Genomic DNA, 22,612 nt, shown 5'->3' on the forward strand with positions numbered 1-22,612 from the left:
CACCCGCCCGCCGTCCGGCGGCGTCCCGGGCAGCACCGCGCCCACGGCGTCCGCCCCCCAGCGCGCGAGCACCAGGCCCGCGAGCCCGCCCATGAGCCCGAGCAACATGCTCTCGGTGAGCAACTGGCGCGCGAGCCGGCCCGAGCCCGCCCCCAGCGCCGCGCGCACGGCGAGCTCCGTGCGCCGGCCCGTCGCCCGGGCGAGCAGCAGCCCGGCCACGTTCGCGCACGCGATGAGCAGCACGCAGCCCACCGCGCCCAGCAGGAGCAGCAGCGCGGGGCCCACCTCCCCCACCAGCACGTCGCGCAGCGGCGTCACGCGCGCCAGGCGGCCAAAGTCCTCCGGGAGGACGCCGGGGCGCTCGGCGCGAAGGGCGGCGCCCAGGGTGCGCAGCTCCGCGTCCGCCTCGGTGGAGCCCTGGCCGGGCGCCAGCCGCCCCAGGAGCGACAGGAAGCCGATGTCGCTGTCGCCCGACGTCGCGTCCAACCGGAGGGGAAGCCACAGCCCCACGTCGTCCCCCGGGAAGGAGAAGCCCCGCGGCATCACCCCCACCACCGTGAAGGGCATGCCGTCCAGCGTGACGGTGCGGCCCACCACGCCCGGGTCTCCACCGAAGCGTCGCAGCCACAGGCCGTGGCCCAGCACCGCCACCATCGTGGCCCCCGGCCGGTTGTCGTCGGGCCGCAGCGCGCGGCCGAAGCGGGGGACCACGCCCAGCGCGGAGAAGAGCTCGGCGCTCACGAGCGCGCCGCTCAGCAGCTCGGGCTCTCCGCTGCCGGTGAGGGTCGCGGTCCGGCGGACGTAGCCCGCGACGTCCGTGAGTGTGCGGCTGCGCTCGCGCAGGGCGAGCAGCGTCGCCGGAGAAGCGTCGGCCTCGGGGACCATCGACACGGCCACGAGCCGGTCTGGGGCGGCGTAGGGCAGCGGTCGCAGCAGCACCGCGTGTACGGCGCCGAAGAGCGCGGTGTTCGCGCCCACGCCGAGCGCCACGGTGAGCACCGCCACCAGCGTGAAGCCAGGGCTCCGCCACAGCGTGCGCGCCCCGAAGCGCAGGTCCTGAAGCAGCCCGTCCAGCCACGCGGACACGCGGCGGCGCGCCTGGGCCCGCGCGTCGTGCGCGCCCAGGGCCTCGCGCAGCTCGTCCACGTCGCCGAACTCCCGCCGCGCGCGCTGGCGGGCCTCGGCTTCCGACAGGCCCTCGCGCACCAGGGCCTCGGTGCGCATGTCCAGGTGGAAGGCAATCTCCTCGTCCACGTCGGATTGCAGCTCCGCGCGGCTCCGCCACGGCCACGTCCACCGCCGTCCCGGCGTTCTCATCTAGGCCTCCCCCGGAGTCGCGTCGAGCACGCGGGCGATGGCGTCGGCATAGGCGCGCCAGGAGGCTGCCTCCTCGCGCAGGGCGCGGCGCCCCGCGGGCGTCAGGCGATAGAAGCGCGCGCGGCGGTTGTTCTCGCTGGTCCCCCACTCCGCCACCACGTGGCCCTGCTGCTCCAGCCGGCGCAGCGCCTTGTAGAGCGCCGCGTCCTGCACCGCGAGCACGCCCCCCGTGCGCTCACGAATCCACTCGGAGATGCCATACCCATGCGTGGGCCCCCACGTGAGCGTCTGGAGGATGAGGACGTCGAGCGTCCCCTGCATCAGGTCCAGCCCCGGTCGTGTCATCGCACGCTCCCCTCACCAAGTGTGGGGAGCATCGGTGCCTGGTGAGGGGTTGTCAAATCGAACGGGACGTATCGAGGGAAGCGGGACTGCTCCGCGCGTTGCGGCCGCCCAATGAAGGATTTTGGGATGCGGGCCGGGTCATTCCTTCTTTCCCCCGAGCACCCGGAATGCCCCGGGCCGCCTCACGCCTCGAGACGAGAAAGGGACTCCCCATGGGAGCAGTGCTTCTGGGCCAAGGCGCTGGCGCCGCGCCGCGTGGCAGTCACCGGATGATGACGGCACGAGGGGCGGCGTGGCTGCTGGCCATGACCCTGCTGCTGCAGGCCTGTGGTGACGCCTCCCTTCCAGAGCCCATCGTCCCAGCGTCACCGGAGCAGACTGCGGCGGAGAAGACCGTGGCGGCGCCGGACGACGTCCTCACCCGGCTCCAGTCCATTCCCGGGCTCACCGTCGTCGTCGAGCAGCCCTCGCCCATTCCAGACACACGCTTCTTCGTGCTGCGCCTCGAGCTGCCCTCGGACCATGCGCGCCCGCAGGGGGAGCGGTTCCATATCTGGATGACGCTCCTGCACCGCTCGGTGGAGGCGCCCATGGTGCTCGTCACCGAGGGCTACATGCTGGGCGGCCCCCCCTCGCAGGCCGAGCCCACCGCCCTGCTCGGCGCCAACCAGCTCGTGCTGGAGCACCGCTTCCTGGGCGGCTCCCGACCGGCGTCCAATGACTTGCGGCTGCTCACCATCCAGCAGGCCGCGGGCGACGCCCACCGCGTCATCCAGGCCTTCAAACCGCTCTACTCCGGGCGCTGGCTGACGACGGGAGTCAGCAAGGGCGGCATGACCGCCGTGTACCACCGCTCCTTCTACCCGGACGACGTGGACGCCACCGTGGCGTACGTCGCGCCCAACAGCCACGGGACGCGTGACGGGCGCTACGTCCACTTCCTCGAGCAGGTGGGGGACGCGGACTGCCGCGAGAAGCTGAAGGCCTTCCAGCGGGACGTCCTGCGGCGCCGTGAGGAGCTGCTGCCCTTCGTGGAGGCGCTGGGCACGAGATGGAACACCGGCTTCGAGGTGGTGGGCGGCGCGGACCGGGTGCTGGAGTTCTCCGCCGTCGAGACGTCCTTCTACTTCTGGCAGTACGGCACGCAGTCCGCCTGCGCGACCATTCCCGCGCCCGGCGCGCCAGCGGAGGAGGCCTTCGCCTTCATGGATGGTGTCGTCGGCGTGGCCTTCACGTACGGAGACCGCTTCCTCGAGTTCATGGGCCCCGCCTACTACCAGCCCGCGACGCAGCTGGGCTGGCCTCGCTTCCCCACGCGGCACCTGCGCGGGCTCCTGCGCTACCCCGGGGAGAACACGCCCGACGTGTACCTGGACTTCCCGGTGACGGAGCCGTTCGACTGGACCGCCATGCTCCGCGTGGAGCACTGGGTCTGGAAGCACGGCGAGCGGATGCTCTTCATCTATGGGGAGAACGACCCGTGGTCCGCCACGGCCTTCTCCGTGCGCGAGCGCAATGACGCGTTCCGCTTCTTCGTCCCGGGCGGCAACCACGGCGCGAGCATCCTCCAGTTGCCCGAGCCCGAGCGGACGCGTGCCCTGGAGCGGCTCTTCACGTGGATGGGAGGGAGCGCTCCGTCCGCGGAGGGCCGCGCGCTGGCGCTCGAGCGTGCGGCCGAAGCGGAGGCCTCGAAGCCCGCGCCGCCGCGCTTCCGCCGGCTACAGGACGTAGCCCTTGGCCCCCACGAGAATCGAACGGCTCAGCAGTGAGTGGAACTCGGAGCGGTGGCCCCCGTGATGGAGGACCCCCACGGCGAAGAGCGCCAATCGGCTCCAGGCGTTCCATTCGACCTTGCCGTGGGTTCGACTCCCGCCGCCGCCACATTCAGAAGCCCAGCCATCTCACCGGGAGAGTGTGAGCACCCGTGGAGGGAGCAGGCACTCATCCGAGGTGACGTTGGCGAAAGTCGTCGCACCTTCCGTCCAGACGCCGCCATCCTGGTGGATGTGGCCGAACAGATGCAGCCGGGGCCGCACCTGCCGAACGCGCTTGAGGAGTTCCTCGCAGCCGACGCGCTCTCCTCCGCCCAGGTGGTCCCCGAATCCCAGGGGTGGGCCGTGGGTGATGAGGACATCCGTGTCGTCGGGAATCCGGGCCCATCGCCGCGCCAGCTCCGGGCCTCGGGGGAGATTGAAGGCCCAGTCCATGAACCAGGGCTGCCAGGGACTGCCGTAGAACTTCAGGCCCTCGATGACGGCGGACGCGTCCTCCAGATAGGTGGCGGCCGTCAGGACGGCGCGCGCCTCGGCCGGGCTCTGCTGGAAGCACCAATCATGATTGCCCGCCACCACCACCTTATGCCGGTGCGGAAGCCCCGCGAGGAATCGGTTCACCTCGGCGAGTTCCTCGAGGCTTCCCCGCTGCGTGAGGTCTCCCGCATGGATGAGGATGTCTCCATCAGGAATGGTGAGGTCCTGGTGGTAGCCATGGGTGTCCGCGATGGCGACGAGGGTCAGCATGTCCCGGAGCATAGCCGCGCGAGCAGTGCACCGTACGCTCAGGCAGGACACCGGCTACAGGACGTAGCCCTTGGCCCCCACGAGAATCGAACGGCTCAGCAGTGAGTGGAACTCGGAGCGGTGGCTCCCGTGATGGAGGACTCCCACGGCGAAGAGCGCCAATCGGCTCCAGGCGTTCCATTCGACATAGGCGGAGCCCTGCCCGCTGCCATCCACCAGATTGAGCGAATAGCGGAGTTGCCAGGTGGGGCCGCTGTCCGTCGGGTTGTTCTGCACCTGCAAGAACAGGTAGTGGCGCCCCTGCAGCGCGAGCCCATTGTCGAGCGCGGCGCCCAGCGTCTGGCCCGCGAGGGGAGAAGCCTCGGAGGGCGGGTCCAGGAGCGCGGAAGCGCTGGCGGCGATGTCGAAGTACCGCGCCCCATCCGCCCACCGGTAGCCTTCGTTGTTGCCCAGGTACTCCAGGTAGACGGTGTGGCCGGAGCCCAGGGTGTAGCCTCCCCCGACGAGGGCCGAATAAAAGAGCCGGTGGTCCCCGGCATGGCGAGGCAGGAAGCCGCCCCCCACGGGCGTCGGCAGCGTCTCCGGGTACAGCGCCGACGTCCCCTGACGCAGCCCCGCTTCCACGTAGACGAGCAGCGCCTCGCTGACGGTGGCCTGCCCGAAAGCGCCGAAGCGGGGACGCTCATCGGTCCACCGCTTCGAGGCGTTCAGGCTCGCGACGTAGACATCCGCCGTGTAGTCCACCTTCAGCAGCGACAGCGCCCTGAAGCCCTCGTCGCGCTCCCACTGCCAGTCCCCGCGCCCGTCGCCGAAGGTGTGCATCAGCGACAGGGACAGCGCTGGCGTGGGCGACCACGTCACCTGAGCCACGTCCACCCCGAGCAGCTCGCGCAGGGGGTTGTTCCGGCCGTTCTCGAAGTAGATGGGATTGCTGGGCGAGCGGAAATTGGAAGGCCCCCAGGTGAGGACCTCCCGACCCACCGACACGGCGAGCTCCTGGACCGGATAGGCCGTCACGCCCCCCTGGTTCACCCAGGCATCGAGCCGCGTCCGCGCTCCGGAGTCTCCGAAGCGCCGCCACTCGAAGCGGGCCCGGGGCTTCAAACTCAGCACGAAGGTGTCCGTGCTGAGCTTCAGGTCGAGCCGCCCCTCCACCTCCGTCTGTCCTTCCGGAAGGCGGGCAATGCGGTTTCCCGGATTGAGCAGGCTGTTCTCCCGCAGCCCCCGCTCGCTGTCGAAGGCCAGCACCTGGAGGCTCGCGGACCCCTGGTCCAGCAACTCCTGGAGACCGCCGGCCTCGGCGCTCGCACCCTGCCCCGTCAGCAGGCCCACGAGCAGCGGCAGTCCCAGCGTGGCGGAGCCCGTGACGCGTCTCGAGCGCATCCGTTCAGTTCCCGAGCCGGTTGACGTCGAACTCCGCCCGAGCGAGCTCCGTCACCTGCACGTCGGAGTACACCAGCGTCGTCTCCGCCGACGTGAGCGCGTCCCGGAGGGTCATCCTGCTCACGAAGGGAATCGTCCTGCCTTCGTGGGTGAGCTGATTGCCGTACTCGAAGGTGGCGGACTTCAGCAGCTTGCCGGAGAGCGAGAAGAACTCCGCCTTCACCCCCACCCTCCGCTGCTTGGAGACCCAGTAGGTGATGCGGTCGTACGTGCAGGACTTGTTGAGGGCCGTCAGCTCCAACACGTAGGTGGTTTCGCCCTGGACCTCCTCCTCACGGAGCAGCTTGCCCTGGTAGTCGACGGCGTAGTTCGTCGAGGCGATGTCGCCCTGCGAGGCCTGCCCGGAGAGCTTCTGCCTCGGAGAGATGGGAATCGGCTTGCGGAGCCCCGGACGGCTCATCCACATGTTCCGGTCCACCTGCAGCAGCTTGGAGCCCTTGAATCGCACGGGCTCACGCGTCTCCGCGAGGCTGGCGGTGGCATTGGCCTTCAGGGTGAGCAGCCGCTCGGGCTCCGACTCCCCGCCGCTGACGGGAGTGATTCGGACCGTCCAGCGGATGCCGGGCAGCCCACCGCCGCGCGCCCGGTCCGAGGCCTTGAGAATCTCCGCCGCATCCGGCGCGGTGGCTCGCGCGGAGCCCGCGAGCAACACCAGCAGCCCCGCGGTGAGAATGAGTGCGTTCTTCATGAGGGTAGCTCCCGCGTGGTCAGACATGGCCCAGAGAGTCGATGATCTGCTTGCGAGCCGCGGTGCGTGCCGGGAAGAAGGCCGCGGCGATGCCCAGCACCGAGAGCATGACGAAGGTCCTCGCCATCCGGGGCACGTCGAGGTCGACCATCAGGCTGACCACGTTGGACGAGTTCGGCGGCGTGTAGGTGATGCCCGCGCTGTTGACGGCGAGCCGCACCAGCAACGTGAAGAGCAGACCGCCAGCACACCCGAGCACCACGAGGATGAAGGCCTCCGTGGTGAAGAGCCGCAGGATGCCCGAGCGGCGCAAGCCCATGGACCGCAGCGTGCCGATTTCCCGGGTCCGCTCCACCACCGTCATGGACATCGAGTTCACGATGCTCATGACCACCACGATGAAGACGTTGCTGAAGATGAAGGCGAAGATCATGTCAAACAGCCGCTTCACCTGCGAGTAGAAGCTCGAAAGCTCCAGCCACGTCTTGAGCTCCACGTCGAAGCCCGCCTGCTTCAGCTGGGCGGTGAGTTCCGTCCGGGCCTGCTCCGTGAGCGCCTTGTCCTCCAGCAGCACGATGAGCCGCTCGGCGCCGTCGAAGTCATACAGTGACTTCGCCAGGTCGAGGGGCAGGTACAGGAACTTGTCGTTGGTGCCGACGTTGCCCGTGTTGAAGGCGTCCACGATGTCCACGTCCAGCGCGTTGGCCTGTCCCGTCACCGTGCTGACCAGCAGCGCGGCCGAGTCCCCGGGCTTCAGGTCGAGAATCCGCCCGAGGTCCTGGGCCGTCGCCACGCCGATGGGATTGTCCGCCTTCAAGTCGCCGGAGAGCTTGCGCGGGAAGTCCCCCTGGAGCTTCTTCACGTCCTCGGGAACCAGTCCCTCGCCGATGAAGACGGTGGAGGCCACTCCGTTGGACATCATGCCGCTGAGGGACATGCGCGGTGTCACCAGCCGCGTGTGGGGGTATTGCTGGAGGATGGGCATCACCCGGGCCAGCTCCTCCTGGGTGAACATGTATCGAGCCGGCTGGAGCCTGCCTTCCGTGCGCAGGCCGCTCTTCATCACCGTCAGATGCCCCAGCAGCTCTCCGTGGATGGCCTGCCGGGCCAGCCCGCTGTACACATACTTGATGTATCCCGCGAAGAGGCTGATGGAGGCGAAGCCGAAGCCCACCGAGATGAGCGTGACGAGACTCCGGCGGTGATGCTTCAGGATGTTTCGGAACCCGATGGTGAAGTAGTTCATCGAACAGTCTCGTCCGTTTGGAGCAGGCCGTCCTTGAGCAGGAGCTTGCGGTCGACCAGGTCCAGGAGACGCGGGTCGTGAGTGGTGAAGATGAAGGTGACGCGCTTGGAGCGGTTGAGCTCACGCATGAGCTCGACCACCCGGTAGCTGTTCTCCGTGTCCAGGTTGGCCGTGGGCTCGTCCGCCACGACGATGGATGGAGCGGTGACGAGCGCGCGGGCAATCGCCACGCGCTGGCGCTGGCCTCCGCTCATCTTGTCCGGGCGGGCGCTCGACTGATTCTCCAGGCCCACCTCCTGGAGCGCCTGGCTGGCACGCGCGCGCGCCTCGGAAGCGCCCACACCCTGGATTTGCAGGGGCACCATGACGTTCTCCAGGGCGCTGAGCACGGGGACGAGGTTGAAGCTCTGGAAGACGAAGCCGACCTTCCGGCTGCGCAGGTCCGAGAGCGCGTTGTCGGACAGCTTCCCGACGGGCACGCCTTCCAGCGACACCTCGCCGGAGGTGGGGGCATCCACCAGTCCCAGGATGTTCATCAGGCTGGACTTGCCGCTGCCCGAGGGCCCCCAGACCGCCACGAACTCCCCCCGGTGGATGCGCAGGGACACGCCCCTCAGCGCCTCGACTCGTGCTTGTCCCAGGACGTAGTCGCGCCGGATGTCACTCAGCGACAGGAGCACCTCCTCTCCCGCCGCGCGCGTCACCGCCATGACCGCCTTGCTGGCGGCTCCTTCCACGTTGCCCATTTCCGTCTTCCCCGATGTCAGAGCGCTCGGACCAACGCCGCTCCGGCGTTGCCCCCGAACGAGTAGGAGTGCGCCAGGGCCGCCCGGACCGGCCGGGACGCCTGGGACTGCCGCACCAGATTGAGCTCGAACTCCGGCTGCTCGGTGCCGGCCTGCACCGGCAGCCCGCCTCCCCGAACCGCGCCGATACAGGCCAGGAGGTTGAACATGTCACTGGCGGATTCCGCCTCGCCCGTGAGGCCCTTCAGGCTGCTGAGCGGGACGGTGCCCGCCGCGGCGCCCAGCACCGTCCGGAGGGCGGCTACTTCCGCCCTGTCCAGGGACTGCGTGGAGTTGCTCGCCGCGGCGATGTAGTCCACCGCTTCGGGGGAAACCGCCGCGGCGCGGAGCGCCTGCCCCATCGCGGAGGCCAGTCCCCGGCCCTCCGGATGGTGGATGCCGAAGCCGTGCCCGTCATGGGCCACACCCAGCCCCGCGAGCTCCGCCAGGGGCGTGGCCCCCCGCGCCCGCGCGGAGGCGAGCGTCTCCAGCACCACCACCGACGCGCCCTCCCCCATGATGAAGCCATCCCGCCTCGCGTCGAAGGGACGACTCACGTTGGAGTCGCTCAGCACGCCGATGTCATCCATGTCGCGGTGGGTGGCGGCGGTGACGAGGTCGAACGTGCCCGCGATGATGGCGTCGGCCCGTCCGCTGCGCAGGGCCTGCGCCGCCAGGGTGAGCACCTGGAACCCGCAGGCATTTCCCGCGCTGATGGCGTAGTTGGTGCCTCGCCAGCCCCAGCGGATGCTGAGCGCGCTGGCCACCGCGTTCGTCACCGTCTCCTGGAACAGGAGGGGTTGGACGAAGCGTGGCTCGCTCGTGATGATGCGGTGCCAGATTTCCTGGCTCACCTCGGCATTGGCCCGGTACGTCCCCAGGAACACGCCCACCCGCTCCGGGTTCCAGGTGGAGGGGCCATGGCCGGCCATCTGGAGCGCCTCCTCCGTGGCGAGCATCGTGTACTGCGTCCCCCGGGGCGCGCGCCGGAGGTTGTTGGAGCCCGTCAGCGTGGCCAGGCTCGCCTGGGGAACCCGGGCTCCGTGCGTGCAGCCGCACCCGGAGGCATCGAAGTCCTCGATGGGTCGGATGGCGCTGCGCCCCTCGGCGAGCGCGCCCAGCAGGGCGGGGACACCCGCCCCATAGGGGGACACCGCTCCCATGCCGGTGATGACAAGCCGCATGTTCGCTGCCTCGTTCTCGTGGTGCATCAACCCTCCCAGCGACGGAAGACCATCGCGGCGTTGTTGCCCCCGAAGCCGAACGCGTTGGCGAGGACCGCCTCCAGCTTCGCTGGCCGGCTGCGGTGGGGCACGTAGTCCAGGTCGCACTCGGGGTCGGGCGTATCCAGGTGGAGCGTGGGCGGCAGGAAGCCCTCGTTCAGCGCCACCACCGCCGCGGCTGCCTCCGTGGCCCCGCTCGAGCCCAGGCTGTGGCCGACCATCGCCTTGATGGAGCTGACGGGGACCTGCGTCCGCTCGCCGAAGACATGCTTGATGGCGCGCGTCTCGATGACGTCATTGGCCGGGGTGCCCGTGCCGTGCGCCTTGATGTAGCCAATCTGCTCGGGCTTCATGCCGGCGCTGTCCAGCGCGGCCTGCATGGCTCGCGCCGGGCCGCGTCCCGTCTCGTCGGGCCGGGTCATGTGGTAGGCGTCCGTGGAGCCACCGTACCCGGCGAGCTCCGCCAGGATGCGCGCTCCACGGCGGGTGGCGTGCGCCTCGCTCTCCAGCACCCAGAGCGAGGCGGACTCCCCCAGGAGCGTCCCATCGCGGTCCTTGCTGAAGGGCCGCAGCTTGTCGCTGGCGAGCGAGCGCAGCACGCCGAAGCCCGCCTGGGGCATCTCACTGAGCGGGTCCACTCCCCCCGCGAGCATCACCTCGGCCTGTCCCGAGCGAATCGCATCCATCGCCACGCCGAGGGCATGCAGGCCCGCGCTGCATGCGGTGGACATGACCAGGCTGAGCCCCGCCAACCCGTATTGGCTGGCGACCTGGTCGCTCATGGCGCTGATGAAGCTGTCGAGCACCAGGGCACGCCACGGCTCCTTCGGGCCCGCGCGGCCGCGCCGGTAGGGGTGGTGCAGCGCCGCGTAGCCCTCCTTCGCCGCCGGCATTCCTCCCAGGTTGGTGCCGAGCACGACGCCCACCCTCGAGCGGTCCTCGGCCGCCAGGTCCAGCCCGGAGGCCGCGAGCCCCTGCGCCGCCGCCACACGAATCATCCGGGTGCCACGGCTGAGGTAGGGCAGCTCCTCGGGGCTGAAGTGCGCCGAGAAGTCGATGTTCTTCAGCTGCCCGGCGGACTGGCAGCGGTGCTTGCTGGCATCGAAGTGGGTGACGGGCGCGATGCCATCACGCCCCGCGCGCAGCCCCTCGGAAAACTCCGCCAGGTTGTTGCCGATCGGCGTGAGCACGCCAATCCCGGTGACGACGACCCTGTTGCTCATCCTGTTCCTCTCCGCCGTTGTGGCGCGATTCCTCGAGAACGCCGGGCCCCTCGCGGGCGGCGCGCTACATCACCAGCCCGCCATTCACGCGCAGCACGTCGCCGACCACGTAGGCGCTCTCCGGCGAGGCCAGGAAGAGCGTGGCGCTGGCGACGTCCTCCACCGTCCCGAGCCTGCGAACGGGCGTGGCCTGGATGAATCCCTCGCGGACCCCCGGGCGGTTCATCAACCCCGCCACCATCTCCGTCTCCACGAAGCCCGGTGCCACGCAGTTCACCCGGATGCCATACGGCCCGAGCTCTCCCGCCAGCGTCTGGGTCAGCCCGATCAGGGCCCCCTTGGTGGCGGCATAGGGCACCTGTCCCGCGCGCCCCCGGATTCCGGCGGTGGAGGACATGTTGATGATGACCCCACGTCCCTGCTTCATCATGGGACCGATGACCGCCTGGCAGCAGGCGATGGCGCCGTAGAGGTTGACGTCCACCGTCTCCCGCCACGCCGCGCTCTGCAGCATCATCAGGTGCCCGTCCCGGCTGATGCCGGCGTTGTTCACGAGCACATCGATGCGGCCGAAGTTCGCGAGCGCCGCGTCGCGGAGCTGTCCGGCCACCTCGGGGTTGGCCACGGAGCCGGGGACCAGCACGCAGCGCCGCCCCTTCGCCTCCACCTCCGCGGCGGCCTGACGCGCGGCCTCCGTGTTGCTCCCATAGTTGAGGACGACGTCGGCGCCCTCGGACGCGAAGGCGAGGGCAATGGCCTTGCCGATGCCCCGCGAGCCCCCGGTGATGATGACCGCCTGCTGCTGAAATCGCTGACGCACTGCCTGGGATTCACTCACCACAGACCTCCGGTGGCCGAAAGGCGCTGTCCCGTCATGAGGTTCGCCGCGCTCGACGTCAGGAAGAGCGCCGCCTCCGCGATTTCGTCTGCGCTCCCGGGCCGCCCCAGGGGGCCCCGGTCGCCGTCGAGCCGCTCGCGCTGCGCGGGAGCAAGGCGCTCGACCTCTTCCGCGAGGAGGTGGATGGCCAGGGTGTTCACGGCGATGCCCTGCCGCGCCACCTCGTTCGCCAACGCGCGGGTCATCGCCAGGAGGCCCTCGGCGGCCACCCGGCTCGCCCCTCCGGGAGCGGCATCCAGGAGGGTGAGGATGCGCCCCGAGCGCTTGCGCATCATCGGGCGGATGACCTCCTTGCAGAACCAGGCCGTGCCGCTCAACTGGCGCTCGAGCAACGCCTTCCACTGCCCGGCGGCCAGGTCCACCCACCTGCCCGGCTCGCGGCTCAAGGACGCGTTGACGAGCACGTCCACGCCTCCCAGCTCCGTGGTGACGCGACGGACCACCGCGCCCACCGCCTGTGGGTCCGAGGGCTCACAGGCCAGGGCCAGCACCGCGCCGACCGCCCTGGCGAACTCCATCGCCTCCTGCTCGTGTTCCGGAAGGAAGACCAGGGCCAGCCGCGCACCGGCCCTGCCCAGGCGTCGTGCAATGGCATTGGCGATGGGTTGTCCCGCGCCGGTGACCATCACCACCTGCTGGTGGAGCAATCCCTCGACGAATGGCGTGACTGTTTCCGAGCTACTCATTGGACCCTGAACCTCTCTGGGAAAGCACCATGAAGCCGTCGGCGACCGGCACCGCTCCAATCCAGGCCTTGACCTCGATTCGCGCCGTGGTCCGCCACCGCTTGAGAACGCGGGCTTCCATCCGCAGGACGCTGCCGGCGGGGATGGCCGTATGAAATGTCATTGCCTCGATGCCGCCGAGGTACCAGACCGACGCGGCCCCACCGTCCCGCTCGCGCAGGAGCAGGATGGCCACCTGCCCCAGTGCATCCACCAGCAGGCAGGAAGGCAGCGTGGGTGGAGCGTCTCCGAAGCGCTCCAACAGCACCTCGTTGGCGGAGACCTGCTTGAGCGCCCGGCCCAAGCCTTCGGAGAGCTCCTCCACGGAGTCGACCAGGAGCATGGGGAACCGGTGAGGCGTTCCCCCGTAAATGAGCGCCATGGGGTGGTCGCTCATGGCTGGCACCTGCGCAACACCACGGCCAGGGCACTGCCCTCCCCACCCAGGGCGGTGACCAGCACCCACTCGGGCTTCAGAGGCCGTGCCGCACCGGATAGCAGGTTGAGCTGACATCCCGGGGCGAGGTGTGTCGTTCCAGCGAAGCCAGGCACCTGACCCGTGTCGACGGCCAGCGCGCCCAGCAGCACGGCCAACGTGCCCGCGGCGCTGAAGGTCTCTCCGAGCACCGCCTTGGGACAGGTCGTCGGCACCCGGGCCGCGTGGGCACCGAGGGCCTCCTGGAGCCCGCGGTACTCCCACCTGTCGAAGTCCCTCCGGCCGTTCGCGCCTGAGAAGACGGCTCCCAGTTGCTCGGGCTGGATTCGGGCGGCGCGCAGCGCGTCCCCCACCGCGCGGGCCAGCGCGCGCGCCTGCTCCGTGGGCGGGCCTCCCCGGTGCCCGGTTCCCGCCACCTCCGCATGGACGTGTGCACCGCGCTTTCGGGCCCGCGTGTGTTCCTCCAACACGAGCGTGCATGCGGCCTCGCTCACGCGCATTCCGTCCGACGCCTCGCTGAAGGGACGCGCCACGCCCCGGCGGCTGAGCCACCCCTGGAGCGACAAAGCCTCGAGGAGCCTCGGGCTGAGCGTGTCCGCGCCGCCCACCACCATCCGCTCGGCGTGGCCCTCTTCGATTTGCTGGCAACCGAAGCGAAGCGCCTCCAGGCCCGCGGTCCACCCCGAGCACAGGGTCGCGTTGGGCCCGCGAAGGTCGTGCACCATGGAGATGTAGCCCGTGGCCGCGTTGGTGACCGTGTTCTGGAACACCACCGGGTTTCCGTAGCGAGCACCCCGCTCCAGGATTCCCTCCAGATACTCCTCGTTGGTGGGCAGGCAACCGTAGCCCGAGCCGAACGCGATGCCTGTCTGGAGCGGGTCCCCGGGGGTGGTCCCGAGTCCGGCGTCCTCGATGGCGAGGGTGGTGGCGGCGAGCGAGATTCGCCCGAGCCGGTCCATGTGCCGCAGTTGCGCGGGCTGCTTGTCGAACGTCGCGTCTGGAATCCGCTCCAGCGCGGGGACGGAAGGCTCCCGTGTGCTGGCGGGTCCGGTGTCGCCCCGCGCGAAGAGCTCCCAGAGCGCCGCGCGGCCCGCGGCCCGTGGGCATACCGCGCCGAGTCCACTGATGACGATGCTCCGGCTCATCGTGCCTCCCTCCCGGCTTCCGGGAGGCGGCGGGCGACGATGGCGACATTCGCCCCGCCGAACGCGGACTTGGTGCTCATCAGGACGTCGATGCGTTGCGAGCGCCCCTCCCCCCGCACCACGTCGACGTCGCACCTCGGGTCCAGCTCCTCGCAGTGGAGCGTGGGCGGGATGAAGTCGCGCGCCATGCCCAGCAGCGAGCCGATGAGCTCCAGCGCGCCCGCGGCGCCCAGGGTATGGCCGAAGTAGGGCTTGAGGGAGTTGACCGGCAGCGACGCGGTCCGGGCGCCGAAGACCTCGCGCAGGGCCTGGCACTCCGCGGGGTCATTCGCCAGCGTACCGGTGCCATGGAGGTTGACGAAGTCGACCTGGTCCACCGTCATGCCCGAGTGGCGCAGCGCGAGCGTCATCGCCTGCCGCAGGCCCCGGCCCTCCGGATGGGGACTGGTGGGGTGGTGGGCATCTCCCGCCGTTCCCCAGCCGCACAGCTCCGCATGGATTCGCGCGCCCCGCTGGAGTGCGTGGTGCAATTCCTCGAGCACGAGGATTCCCGCGCCTTCTCCGAGCACCATCCCATCGCGCCGGCGGTCGAAGGGACGGCACACAGTGGGGCTCATGGCGCGCAGGACGGAGAAGCCGCTGAAGCTGAGCGCGGTCAGCGCGTCCGCGCCCCCGGCCAGCATCACCGGGGTCCGGCCCTGGCGGACTTCGTCCAGGGCACGGCCGATGGCGAGGCTGCTGGAGACGCAGGCCATCGTCACGGTGGACTGGATGCCGCCCAGGTCGAACCGGGCCGCGACGTTACGGGCAATGGAGGAGAAGGCCAGCTCCCCGAAGAGCGTCCGGCGCGCTTGCTCGCTTCCGGAGCGCAGGAAGCTCTCCAGGGAGAGTGCCGGTCCACGGCTCGTGCCCAGCATCACCCCCGCTTCCTCCCTCCAGCCCGTCCGTGATGCGAGACCACTGTCCCGGAGGGCCTGCTCCGCGGCGTGGAGGGCCAGCTGCGACACCCTGTCCACCCCCTCGTCGGAGAAGCCCGGCAGGTCCACCTCTCCCGCGGTGCGAGCACGTCCCTCGCCGCCGAACCGGTCGGTCCGCCGGATGCCGCTGCGGCGCTCCACCAGTGCCTGGGCGAGCTCGCCGGAGGACAGCGCATTGGCCGCGGTCACCCCCATGCCGGTGATGACGACTCGATGGGTGCTCATGAGGTGGCCCCCACGGGCTCATGCGGCGCCGTGTCCACCAGGCCGTCATGGCCCGGGATGATGTGGCGGTACTCGCTCAGCAGCTTCCTGCGGGTGTCGCTGTAGAGCGCGGTGTCCTGGGCGAGCTGGAGCTCCCGCTCCCCGTTCTCCACCAAGGTCCTGCGAGTGAAGAGGGCATCCCCCGCGACGAGGATCTTCCTCGGCGTGTCCTCTTCCCCGGGCCGGGCGCGGTGCGCCACGACGGAGATATGGCCATGGGTATGTCCCGGAGTGGGCAGCACCTCGACCTCCTCGGTGAGCCAATGGCTGCCGTCGACGGGGACGAAGCGTGCGTCGCGCTCGAGCACCCGGTTGTAGAACCCGATGTTTCGAGTCACCTCGCGCACGATGGACCGGACGTAGAACTCCTTCACCGTCTGGTAGTTCTCGCGCAGCAACTCCGCGGTCGAGGCCTTACCGGGGGTACTGTCCCGGTGGTAGGCCTCGATGAAGTGGGCGTTCTCGACGAAGTCCTTGGCGCCCACGATGTATCGCGCGTTCCGGAACAGCAGGTGGTTGCCACAGTGGTCGTAATGAAGGTGGGTGGCGACGACCACGTCCACGTCATCCGGGGTCAATCCCCGCGCCTTGAGTGCCAGCACCAGCCGCTCGGCGTCGTCGCACAGACCACTGTCGACCAGGATGTTTCGTGTCTGGGATTGCACGAGGGTGACAGTGGAGCGCAGCCGTGGAAATCCACTGCCCTGGATGAGCACATTCAAACGCATGGTGATGGGTTTCCTTGCTGCTAGGAGCCGAGCATCAGCTCGCCGTCGGCGACGAGCTCTTCGCCCACCCGTGCCTCGACCTTCACCTGATGCACGGTGCCGAGGCTCTTGAGGTGCGTGGCGCGAACGCGGAGCTGGTCTCCGGGGACCACCGGGCGGCGGAAGCGCATCCGCTGGATGGTGGCCATCACCCCCGGGCGCGCTGGCTTCGAGGCCGTCTGTTCTTCGGACCCGCTTGCAGACAGGCCCCGCGCGCGCAGCATGACGCCGGCCACCTGGGCCATGGACTCGACAATCAACACGCCCGGCATGATGGGGTGCTCGGGGAAGTGGCCCTGGAAGAAGGGCTCGTTCGCCGTGACGCACTTGATTCCCTCGGCGAACACGCCCGGCTCCAGGGCGTCGATCCGGTCGACCATGAGCATCGGATAGCGATGCGGCAGGAGCTGGAGGACCTCCTGGATACCGAGCCTGGACGGCGCTTCTGGCGGCACGCTATGCACCGGCGGCCTTCCTTCCGCCTTCGGAGCGCAGCCGGTCGACCAGCGCCGCGAGCGTGTCGATGGAGTGGAACTCCTTGGCGACGCTGTCGTCCGCGATGATGACGCCCCACTTCTCCTCGAGGCCGACCACGATTTCCAACGCCTCGACGCTGTCGAGCCCCAGGCCGCCAGCCTCACCGTCCCGCGAGTCGGCCCCGAACAGCGGTGCCCCATCCGGGATGCTCGCGGGGTCGATGCTCAGCCGCAGGCGGTCCACGATCATGGCCTTCAATCCGGCCTTCAGTTCCTTGATGTCTGTTTGCATTGAACTCCCCCTCATGTTGAGAACCCAACGTACAGAGCACCTCTGACATCGGCGGCTCAGGTGAGCGGGAGTGACGACATGCTCAGATTTTGGGAATCCAAGACAGCGCGCCAGTGCTGAGCACGCGTGCTGTTGCAACAGGATGGCGAACCGCCCCCCGTCCAGCTCGGCGCCGCCCACACCTTGGAATGGGCGGCCCTCACAGCCTCTCAGCTCAGCTCGCGCAGGTTCTTCTCCGCGACCTTCGTCAGTGCCACGACGCGCTTGTAGAGCCAGAGTCCGAAGGGGACGATGCGCTCGGGCTTCACCGGCTTCGGCAGCTTCTGGAGGCTGTCACTGAAGGGGATGACGGCGTGCTCGCCGGTGGGTGAGCTCACGCGCTGGTCGAAGGCCCAGGACCTGTCCTGGTGCCAGCCACCGTGAAACACGAAGAGGTCCGCGAGCTCCTCGTTGCCCGTGGCCTCCACCTGGTCGTCCAGGGAATAGTCGCTGTCGCTATCGACTTCCAGGCAGCTCCACCCGCCGCCCGTCACGTTGCCGCAATAGAACATCGCGAGCCCCTCGTCGGCCGCGCCGTCGAGAATCCACGTGATGGAGCCATACTGGTTCGCGAAGTAGTCCCAGCTCGACTCGTTCTTCTTCGGCTTGCGGGGCTTCGCCTTCGCCCAGCGCCCGATGCGCGCCTTGTGCATGCGCAGAAAGAAGGCGGCATCCGACTCGACCGAGGCGACGCGGGCGCGGTCCTTCTTCGGGTCGAGGCACTCGGTGACGAAGTGCCCGGTCGGGATTCGCTCGTGCAGGTCCTCGAGCATCGCGATGGCCGCATCCACGGCCTCGTAGGCATTCTTCGGCTTCGCGACAGGCGGCCTCTTCGGCAGGGGCTTCCGCGCGGGAGCCCCCTTCGCGGGCGAGGGCTCGGGGTTGGGGTGCTCGGATTTGACGAGCTCGATGCGGTACAGCCGGAACCCGGCCTCTTCCCTGGCGCGGATACGCTTCTCCGCGAGCGCGATGGCGGCCTCGCGGCTCGGGGCGGAGGTCTTCTCGCGCTCATCCTCGAGGACGTGGCCATGCACCTCCACCGACCAGCCGACGATGCCGGCCTTGACGTATTCGCGCCGTGTCGCGAGCGTCTTCGTCGCATTCCATGGGAAGCCATCCCGGAAGCCGAGCGCCCGGTAGCGCGCGAGCAGCGGCTCGACCTCCGAGGGCGCGACGCGTGTCGCGATGAAATGGCCGTTCAACACACCCCGGCGGACGACGACCTGTTCCCCCCGGAGCTCCACGTCCACGAAGAGGCTCTCGCGCTGTTTGTAGAGCGTGAGGCGCCCCGTGACGGGAGCGGTGACCGCGTCCGCCTTCTTCTCGTGCTTGTGGAGGACGCCGTCACTCCACACCCGGAACTGTTGGGACTCGGCGTAGAACCAGACCTCGTTCTTCGTGTCGAGCCACGGGGCGACGTAGGAGATGCGGTCGCCGCCATTGAGCTTCTCGAGTCGCTTCCAGTCGGTCATGGTGACTGTGCGTATACCAGTTGCCGTGAGAGCAGCTCGAAGAAGCCCCGGCGGCGGAGGACGACGCGGTGCTCACCGGCGGGAAGCTGGACCTCCAGGGTGCCGGCCTGGGTGGTGACGAACCGCGCGGAGGCGTCCGCGTCGGCGGCGATGAAGGGCGTCACGAACTGGTTGAAGCGCACGGCGCAGCCTCGCGACGACGCCACGGAGAGGGTGATGCGGTCGAAGTGCAGCGCACCGTGCAGCGCCTCGCGCGGCTCCGCGTCCAGCCGCTCACAGCCCTCGTGGGCGAGGAACGCCGCGGGTGGTGGAACGCCCCCTTCGACGACGGACCGGGGAATGTACTCGCCGCCCGACCACGGCCGGTCGAGCGCGGCGAGCTCGCTCTCGATTCCCGCCCGGTCGGCCACCGGATAGCGGGGGTGCGTCGCCCTCCAGCCGAACCACAGGCCCGTGAAGATTGTGAGCCCCACCACGCCCCACGACAGCCGCCGCCTCCAACCGCCCTGCCCTGCCGTGTCCTCCACCAACAGGCACAGCACGAGCACGAGCAGCGCCGTGAGGTAGGCCACCAGCCGCCAGGGGAACTGGAGCAGGTGGGCGAAGGGCACCGCGCGGTAGAACGGCGCCGACAGGGGAAGCTGCAGCACCGCGTAGATGGCGGCACAGCCCAGGAGGAAGGCCCACGTGGAGCCCCGGCTCCGGACACCACCGCGCGAGGCGAGCCGCACGCCGCCCAGGACCAGGAGGCCGAGGCTCACCGCGCGGCCTATCTCCGGCGTGAGGCCCTCCCACTGCTTTCCCCAGTGGAACTTCCGGTCCCAGAAGTAGCGCACCAGCGACACGTACTCGCGGTCAGGCACCCAGGAGGCGAGCGCGCCGGTGTTGAAGTGCTTCTCCAGCCGCACCATCAACACCGCGTAGGGGGCGCACAGCACCAGCACCACCAGCGCCGCCTGCCCCGTCGCGACGAGCGTGGCGCGCCAGCCCCACCGCCGGAGCATGAAGCCCAGCGCCACGGCCAGCGTGAAGAACGCATACAGGAACATCACCATGTGCGCGGAGAAGAGGGCCGCGAGAATCAGCCCCACCCATCCGCCCCCCCGGCCCTCGTCACGCAGGCGCAGGCACGCCCAGAGGAGCCACGGGTAGAGCATCATCGCGCAGAGCTCGGCCCCGGCGCCTCGGACCACCCAGTCCAGGTAGGCGTAGGGAGAGAAGCAGAACAGGAAGGCCGCGAGCACCTGGAGCCAGGGAGACAGGCCCAGCATCCTCGCGGCGGCGACCATCCCCAGCGCGCCCACGAACAGCACGAGCACCAGCGCGACCTGCACGCCTCGAAACGCGGAGCCCAGTCCCCAGGCCCATCCTCCCGAAAGCGTGGTGAAGAGCCGGTGGTAGAAGAAGGGCCAGGGCGAGCCGTGGCCGTTGTGGCTGAAGGGCGTCCACAGCGGGAAGAAGTCCCCGGCCACGAATGCGCGGCGGAACGCCTCGGCGCGCTCGAAGAGGGAGAACCCCTCGTGGTTGTACGGCCAGCCGTCGAGCCCCAGCAGGGGCAGCACCGACGCGAGCGCAATCCCCAGGCAGGCCACCAGGACCCACGGCCGGGCACGGCGCTCCCGCGCCATGACGGGGATGGGGGCCGAGGGCTGCTCCAGGGGAGAGGGTGAAGACCGCATGTCGCGGCGCAGTGTACCGGCCCGTGACGGGCACGGTGCGGTTCTCCTGGAGACACGAAAAAGGCGGGTGCCCGTCTTCCGGGCACCCGCCAGGGCCTTCACGAAGTGATGCCGAGCGTTACGGGCAGTCCGCCGGCTTGGCGAAGGACTGGGTGATGACCGGCGTCATCACGCCCTTCGAGCGCTTGAGGGTCGCCTGCGCGCCGACGCCCACGCCGTACTTCGCGAACGCGCTCCACACCAGGCAGCGGTGCGCGTTGCCGGCGTTGGCCACCGACTGGAGGATGCCGTCGCGCATGTGCTCGTAGTAGGGGCCGGCCGGCGTGTAGTTCATGCCGTCGATCAGGTAGGTCAGCAGCGTGTCCTTGGAGACGCCCGCCGCCTGGAAGTTGAGCCACAGCTGCCATCCGATAGCGCCGTACACCTCGCCGTCGAAGTGGACGCCGGTGCCCGCCACGTCGCCGTAGGTGCGGGGGTAGTTGGTGTACGGAGCGCTGCGGATGCCCAGGTCGCTCGACGCCGAGTACTCACCGACGCGGTCGTTGTCGTTGAGGATGACCGCCAGCACGTCGCTCATGCCCTCGCCGATGGCGCCCGAGATGGGGCCGCTCATCGAGCCAATCATGCGCCAGGTCAGGCCGTGCCCGTACTCGTGGAAGACGACGTCCGAGTCCACCGACGAGTCCCGCTGCAGCGGCGCGGTCGGCGACTTGCGGATGGTGCCGGACACGCCAGTGACCGAGCGCAGCGTCGCGCCCGTCGTCTGACCGACGAAGACGGAGGGGATGTTGATGGTGCTGTCCGCGCCACCCATCGACATCACGCCGTCACCCTGGTTGTTGGCGACAATGGCGCCCACGGCTCCCGCCAGCTGCGCGTTCTTCACCTTCACCGAGAACCCGCAGACGCCGCGGTCGATGAGGGCGATCTTCCCGGTGAGCGAGCCCGACGGGATGGACTCGCAGCCGTCGGAGGTGGTGCCCACCCCGTCGTTGACGAGCACGATGTCGCCGGAGACGCCGGTGGTGGTGAGCGCCGGGCCGAACTCACCATCGCCCTGCGCCACGTAGATGCCAGCGATGGACGCGGGCGTCACCACGGAGACCTGGTGGGAGCCAATGCCCGTCCAGAGGTACATCTGCATGCGCGGGTTCGTGCCGTCGGCCGGCGTCGAGAAGTTCGCGTTGTCCGTGCCGCTGCCGTCCTGCGCCTCGGCGTCCACGGAGTCGCTGCCCACGCCGCCCTTCCCGAAGTTGTTCTCCTGGAAGTTCATCGCGGCTTCGTTGAAGCCGTAGCGGTAGAGCGTGTCGTGGATGACGTTGTTCAGGTAGAACAGGTTCTGCACGGACACGTTGCGGTTGTCGGCGGTGGTCGGGTTCTGGGTCAGGTCCGCGGCGGTGAGGAAGTCACCGTTCGTCACCGCGGTACCTCCGGAGTCCGGGGCGTTGTTCGCGTCCACGTCCAGGTAGGAGCGGACGTTGTTGCCGGCGATCAGCCGCGTGGTCTGGCCGGAGCTGTTGAGCCAGCCGATGGGCGACTGGACGTTGCCCGCGCCCGGGCCGGACACGATGGCCTGGAGCGTCTTCGACGGGTCGTTCGTGAAGACGTTGTACCGGTCGCTGGCGGTGCGCGACTCGGTGGAGAGGACCCGGCCCTCGCCGCTGACCAGCGTGTGGATGAGCTGGTTCGTCTTGGCCGTCCAGGTCTCGACGAGGAAGCCCGTCCGGAGCGTCCCGTTGGACGCCGCGTAGGCAACGCGCTCCACCGTGGGGCCGCGGTGGAAGAAGGCGCTGCCCGCGAAGGAGACCGTGTTGCCGTCGCGCGACTGCTCCGCCGGCTGCGTGTCCCGCAGCTCGGGGTAGAGGCTGCGCAGCGCGACGCCGACCGCGTCGGACTCGGACACGCGCGCCGAGGCCACGGCGCCCGCCTTCGACGTGCCGTCGATGAAGTGGATCAGCTCACCCTGATCGTTCACCGCCGCCTTGGCGTAGGCGCCGTGAACGCGCAGGCCGCCCACGTGCTGCTCGAAGCGGACGTGGGTGATACGGCCCTGACGCGCCTCCGTCGCACGCAGGGAGCCGACGGTGGCATCGGAGACCCCTCGCGCGCGCAGGAAGCCCGCCGCCACCGCGCTCGCGCCGGAGCGCGAGGGCCCTGTCAGGGCTCCGTCCGACCGGTACACCCGCGCCCGGACCTCCGCGAGTTCATCGCTCGGCGCGGGGGCCGCGAACGTCACACTCGAAAACGCCACGAATCCGAAAACCGCTCCACGAAGATGCATCCGTGCTCCCGGTGAGTACAACGTGAGTTGTGAGCAGCCGAAGACCGAGCCCTCGAAACGCGAGCGGCGCGGTGTGTCGCGCGGAGGCTGAGGTATCTCCACGTGTCGGGTGTCCGTCGTGCGACGCGCGGTAGAGCGCGTTGCCCGGAGACTTCTGGATGACCCGAGACATGATTCTCCGATCACATCTGCCGCGATTTTTTCGACAGGCCTGTTCTCGTTGCGGCTCACATCAGCCGCGCCGGCTTCTCGGAGCCCGGGTTCGACGCGACATGTCCTCCTGGAATGGCGACCCACGACCGGGTAGGCATTTACCCGGCCTAGCAGTGAAGCGGGGTTTTCCATGTCACCGACGGAATCGAGGAAGCGTCG

Annotated in this window: 21 protein-coding genes; 1 reads left to right on the plus strand and 20 read right to left on the minus strand. The window is 69.4% G+C overall.

Annotated features, from left to right (window positions below; translation table 11 throughout):
* Positions 1-1,317, minus strand: a 1,317-nt coding sequence (locus HG543_RS28535) for an ABC transporter permease (RefSeq protein ID WP_211194231.1), incomplete at its 3' end; no start/stop codon positions are given.
* Entirely contained in the window at positions 1,318-1,662 is a 345-nt protein-coding gene (locus HG543_RS28540) for a PadR family transcriptional regulator (protein WP_169348046.1), read from the minus strand.
* Between the two features lie 269 nt (positions 1,663-1,931).
* Between HG543_RS28540 and HG543_RS28545 the strand changes: the two genes are divergently transcribed.
* A complete protein-coding gene (locus HG543_RS28545; RefSeq protein WP_169348047.1) occupies positions 1,932-3,431 on the plus strand; it encodes a S28 family serine protease in 1,500 nt (499 codons plus the stop codon).
* A 132-nt stretch (positions 3,432-3,563) separates the two neighbouring features.
* On the opposite strand, the gene HG543_RS28550 is transcribed toward HG543_RS28545, so the two are convergent.
* The 18 genes from HG543_RS28550 to HG543_RS28640 form a co-directional block, all read right to left on the minus strand.
* Positions 3,564-4,181, minus strand: coding sequence for a metallophosphatase domain-containing protein (locus tag HG543_RS28550; RefSeq protein ID WP_211194232.1), 618 nt, complete (start codon positions 4,179-4,181; stop codon positions 3,564-3,566).
* Positions 4,182-4,235: 54 nt separating this feature from the next.
* Positions 4,236-5,564, minus strand: a complete 1,329-nt coding sequence (locus HG543_RS28555) for a hypothetical protein (protein ID WP_246357368.1) — start codon at positions 5,562-5,564, stop codon at positions 4,236-4,238.
* Between the two features lie 4 nt (positions 5,565-5,568).
* Entirely contained in the window at positions 5,569-6,312 is a 744-nt protein-coding gene (locus HG543_RS28560) for an outer membrane lipoprotein-sorting protein (protein ID WP_169348048.1), read from the minus strand.
* Positions 6,313-6,331: 19 nt separating this feature from the next.
* The gene (locus HG543_RS28565; protein ID WP_169348049.1) at positions 6,332-7,558 is read right to left on the minus strand and encodes an ABC transporter permease; all 1,227 of its coding nucleotides are present in this window, start codon (positions 7,556-7,558) and stop codon (positions 6,332-6,334) included.
* Complete coding sequence (locus tag HG543_RS28570; RefSeq protein WP_246357369.1) at positions 7,555-8,304, minus strand: ABC transporter ATP-binding protein; 750 nt, start codon at positions 8,302-8,304, stop codon at positions 7,555-7,557. The genes HG543_RS28565 and HG543_RS28570 overlap by 4 nt, the downstream gene beginning before the upstream one ends.
* A gap of 17 nt (positions 8,305-8,321) precedes the next feature.
* Entirely contained in the window at positions 8,322-9,527 is a 1,206-nt protein-coding gene (locus HG543_RS28575) for a beta-ketoacyl-[acyl-carrier-protein] synthase family protein (protein WP_169348050.1), read from the minus strand.
* Between the two features lie 26 nt (positions 9,528-9,553).
* Positions 9,554-10,789: a beta-ketoacyl-[acyl-carrier-protein] synthase family protein gene (locus HG543_RS28580; RefSeq protein WP_169348051.1), complete on the minus strand. Its 1,236-nt coding sequence runs from the start codon at positions 10,787-10,789 to the stop codon at positions 9,554-9,556.
* A 64-nt stretch (positions 10,790-10,853) separates the two neighbouring features.
* A complete protein-coding gene (locus tag HG543_RS28585) occupies positions 10,854-11,609 on the minus strand; it encodes an SDR family NAD(P)-dependent oxidoreductase (protein ID WP_343073457.1) in 756 nt (251 codons plus the stop codon).
* A 14-nt stretch (positions 11,610-11,623) separates the two neighbouring features.
* On the minus strand, positions 11,624-12,373 hold the full coding sequence (locus HG543_RS28590; RefSeq protein WP_169348053.1) for an SDR family oxidoreductase: 750 nt from the start codon (positions 12,371-12,373) through the stop codon (positions 11,624-11,626).
* Positions 12,366-12,809: a 3-hydroxyacyl-ACP dehydratase FabZ family protein gene (locus tag HG543_RS28595; protein WP_169348054.1), complete on the minus strand. Its 444-nt coding sequence runs from the start codon at positions 12,807-12,809 to the stop codon at positions 12,366-12,368. The genes HG543_RS28590 and HG543_RS28595 overlap by 8 nt, the downstream gene beginning before the upstream one ends.
* The gene (locus tag HG543_RS28600) at positions 12,806-13,993 is read right to left on the minus strand and encodes a beta-ketoacyl-[acyl-carrier-protein] synthase family protein (RefSeq protein WP_169348055.1); all 1,188 of its coding nucleotides are present in this window, start codon (positions 13,991-13,993) and stop codon (positions 12,806-12,808) included. The genes HG543_RS28595 and HG543_RS28600 overlap by 4 nt, the downstream gene beginning before the upstream one ends.
* On the minus strand, positions 13,990-15,195 hold the full coding sequence (locus tag HG543_RS28605; RefSeq protein ID WP_169348056.1) for a beta-ketoacyl-[acyl-carrier-protein] synthase family protein: 1,206 nt from the start codon (positions 15,193-15,195) through the stop codon (positions 13,990-13,992). The genes HG543_RS28600 and HG543_RS28605 overlap by 4 nt, the downstream gene beginning before the upstream one ends.
* Complete coding sequence (locus tag HG543_RS28610) at positions 15,192-15,962, minus strand: MBL fold metallo-hydrolase (protein WP_169348057.1); 771 nt, start codon at positions 15,960-15,962, stop codon at positions 15,192-15,194. Before HG543_RS28610 ends, HG543_RS28605 begins: the two co-directional genes overlap by 4 nt.
* Before the next feature lie 20 nt (positions 15,963-15,982).
* The gene (fabZ, locus tag HG543_RS28615; protein ID WP_169348058.1) at positions 15,983-16,465 is read right to left on the minus strand and encodes a 3-hydroxyacyl-ACP dehydratase FabZ; all 483 of its coding nucleotides are present in this window, start codon (positions 16,463-16,465) and stop codon (positions 15,983-15,985) included.
* The gene (locus HG543_RS28620) at positions 16,458-16,769 is read right to left on the minus strand and encodes an acyl carrier protein (protein ID WP_169348059.1); all 312 of its coding nucleotides are present in this window, start codon (positions 16,767-16,769) and stop codon (positions 16,458-16,460) included. The genes fabZ and HG543_RS28620 overlap by 8 nt, the downstream gene beginning before the upstream one ends.
* Positions 16,770-16,978: 209 nt before the next feature.
* A complete protein-coding gene (locus HG543_RS55650; protein WP_246357370.1) occupies positions 16,979-18,280 on the minus strand; it encodes a hypothetical protein in 1,302 nt (433 codons plus the stop codon).
* Positions 18,277-19,959 carry a putative glycosyltransferase family protein gene (locus HG543_RS28635; RefSeq protein WP_169348060.1) on the minus strand — a complete coding sequence of 561 codons (1,683 nt, stop codon included), beginning with the start codon at positions 19,957-19,959 and terminating at the stop codon, positions 18,277-18,279. The genes HG543_RS55650 and HG543_RS28635 overlap by 4 nt, the downstream gene beginning before the upstream one ends.
* 118 nt (positions 19,960-20,077) lie before the next feature.
* Positions 20,078-22,210, minus strand: a complete 2,133-nt coding sequence (locus HG543_RS28640; RefSeq protein WP_343073458.1) for a M36 family metallopeptidase — start codon at positions 22,208-22,210, stop codon at positions 20,078-20,080.
* Positions 22,211-22,612: the final 402 nt, after the last annotated feature.

The sequence above is a fragment of the Pyxidicoccus fallax genome (assembly GCF_012933655.1).
Lineage (GTDB): Bacteria > Myxococcota > Myxococcia > Myxococcales > Myxococcaceae > Myxococcus > Myxococcus fallax.

What these genes read in the sequence shown, in the direction of transcription:
- HG543_RS28540 (WP_169348046.1), bottom strand. Translation starts at nt 1,662, where the DNA reads ATGACACGACCGGGGCTGGACCTGATGCAGGGGACGCTCGACGTCCTC.
- HG543_RS28545 (WP_169348047.1), top strand. Translation starts at nt 1,932, where the DNA reads ATGATGACGGCACGAGGGGCGGCGTGGCTGCTGGCCATGACCCTGCTG.
- HG543_RS28550 (WP_211194232.1), bottom strand. Translation starts at nt 4,181, where the DNA reads ATGCTGACCCTCGTCGCCATCGCGGACACCCATGGCTACCACCAGGAC.
- HG543_RS28555 (WP_246357368.1), bottom strand. Translation starts at nt 5,564, where the DNA reads ATGCGCTCGAGACGCGTCACGGGCTCCGCCACGCTGGGACTGCCGCTG.
- HG543_RS28560 (WP_169348048.1), bottom strand. Translation starts at nt 6,312, where the DNA reads ATGAAGAACGCACTCATTCTCACCGCGGGGCTGCTGGTGTTGCTCGCG.
- HG543_RS28565 (WP_169348049.1), bottom strand. Translation starts at nt 7,558, where the DNA reads ATGAACTACTTCACCATCGGGTTCCGAAACATCCTGAAGCATCACCGC.
- HG543_RS28570 (WP_246357369.1), bottom strand. Translation starts at nt 8,304, where the DNA reads ATGGGCAACGTGGAAGGAGCCGCCAGCAAGGCGGTCATGGCGGTGACG.
- HG543_RS28575 (WP_169348050.1), bottom strand. Translation starts at nt 9,527, where the DNA reads ATGCGGCTTGTCATCACCGGCATGGGAGCGGTGTCCCCCTATGGGGCG.
- HG543_RS28580 (WP_169348051.1), bottom strand. Translation starts at nt 10,789, where the DNA reads ATGAGCAACAGGGTCGTCGTCACCGGGATTGGCGTGCTCACGCCGATC.
- HG543_RS28590 (WP_169348053.1), bottom strand. Translation starts at nt 12,373, where the DNA reads ATGAGTAGCTCGGAAACAGTCACGCCATTCGTCGAGGGATTGCTCCAC.
- HG543_RS28595 (WP_169348054.1), bottom strand. Translation starts at nt 12,809, where the DNA reads ATGAGCGACCACCCCATGGCGCTCATTTACGGGGGAACGCCTCACCGG.
- HG543_RS28600 (WP_169348055.1), bottom strand. Translation starts at nt 13,993, where the DNA reads ATGAGCCGGAGCATCGTCATCAGTGGACTCGGCGCGGTATGCCCACGG.
- HG543_RS28605 (WP_169348056.1), bottom strand. Translation starts at nt 15,195, where the DNA reads ATGAGCACCCATCGAGTCGTCATCACCGGCATGGGGGTGACCGCGGCC.
- HG543_RS28610 (WP_169348057.1), bottom strand. Translation starts at nt 15,962, where the DNA reads ATGCGTTTGAATGTGCTCATCCAGGGCAGTGGATTTCCACGGCTGCGC.
- HG543_RS28620 (WP_169348059.1), bottom strand. Translation starts at nt 16,769, where the DNA reads ATGCAAACAGACATCAAGGAACTGAAGGCCGGATTGAAGGCCATGATC.
- HG543_RS55650 (WP_246357370.1), bottom strand. Translation starts at nt 18,280, where the DNA reads ATGACCGACTGGAAGCGACTCGAGAAGCTCAATGGCGGCGACCGCATC.
- HG543_RS28635 (WP_169348060.1), bottom strand. Translation starts at nt 19,959, where the DNA reads ATGCGGTCTTCACCCTCTCCCCTGGAGCAGCCCTCGGCCCCCATCCCC.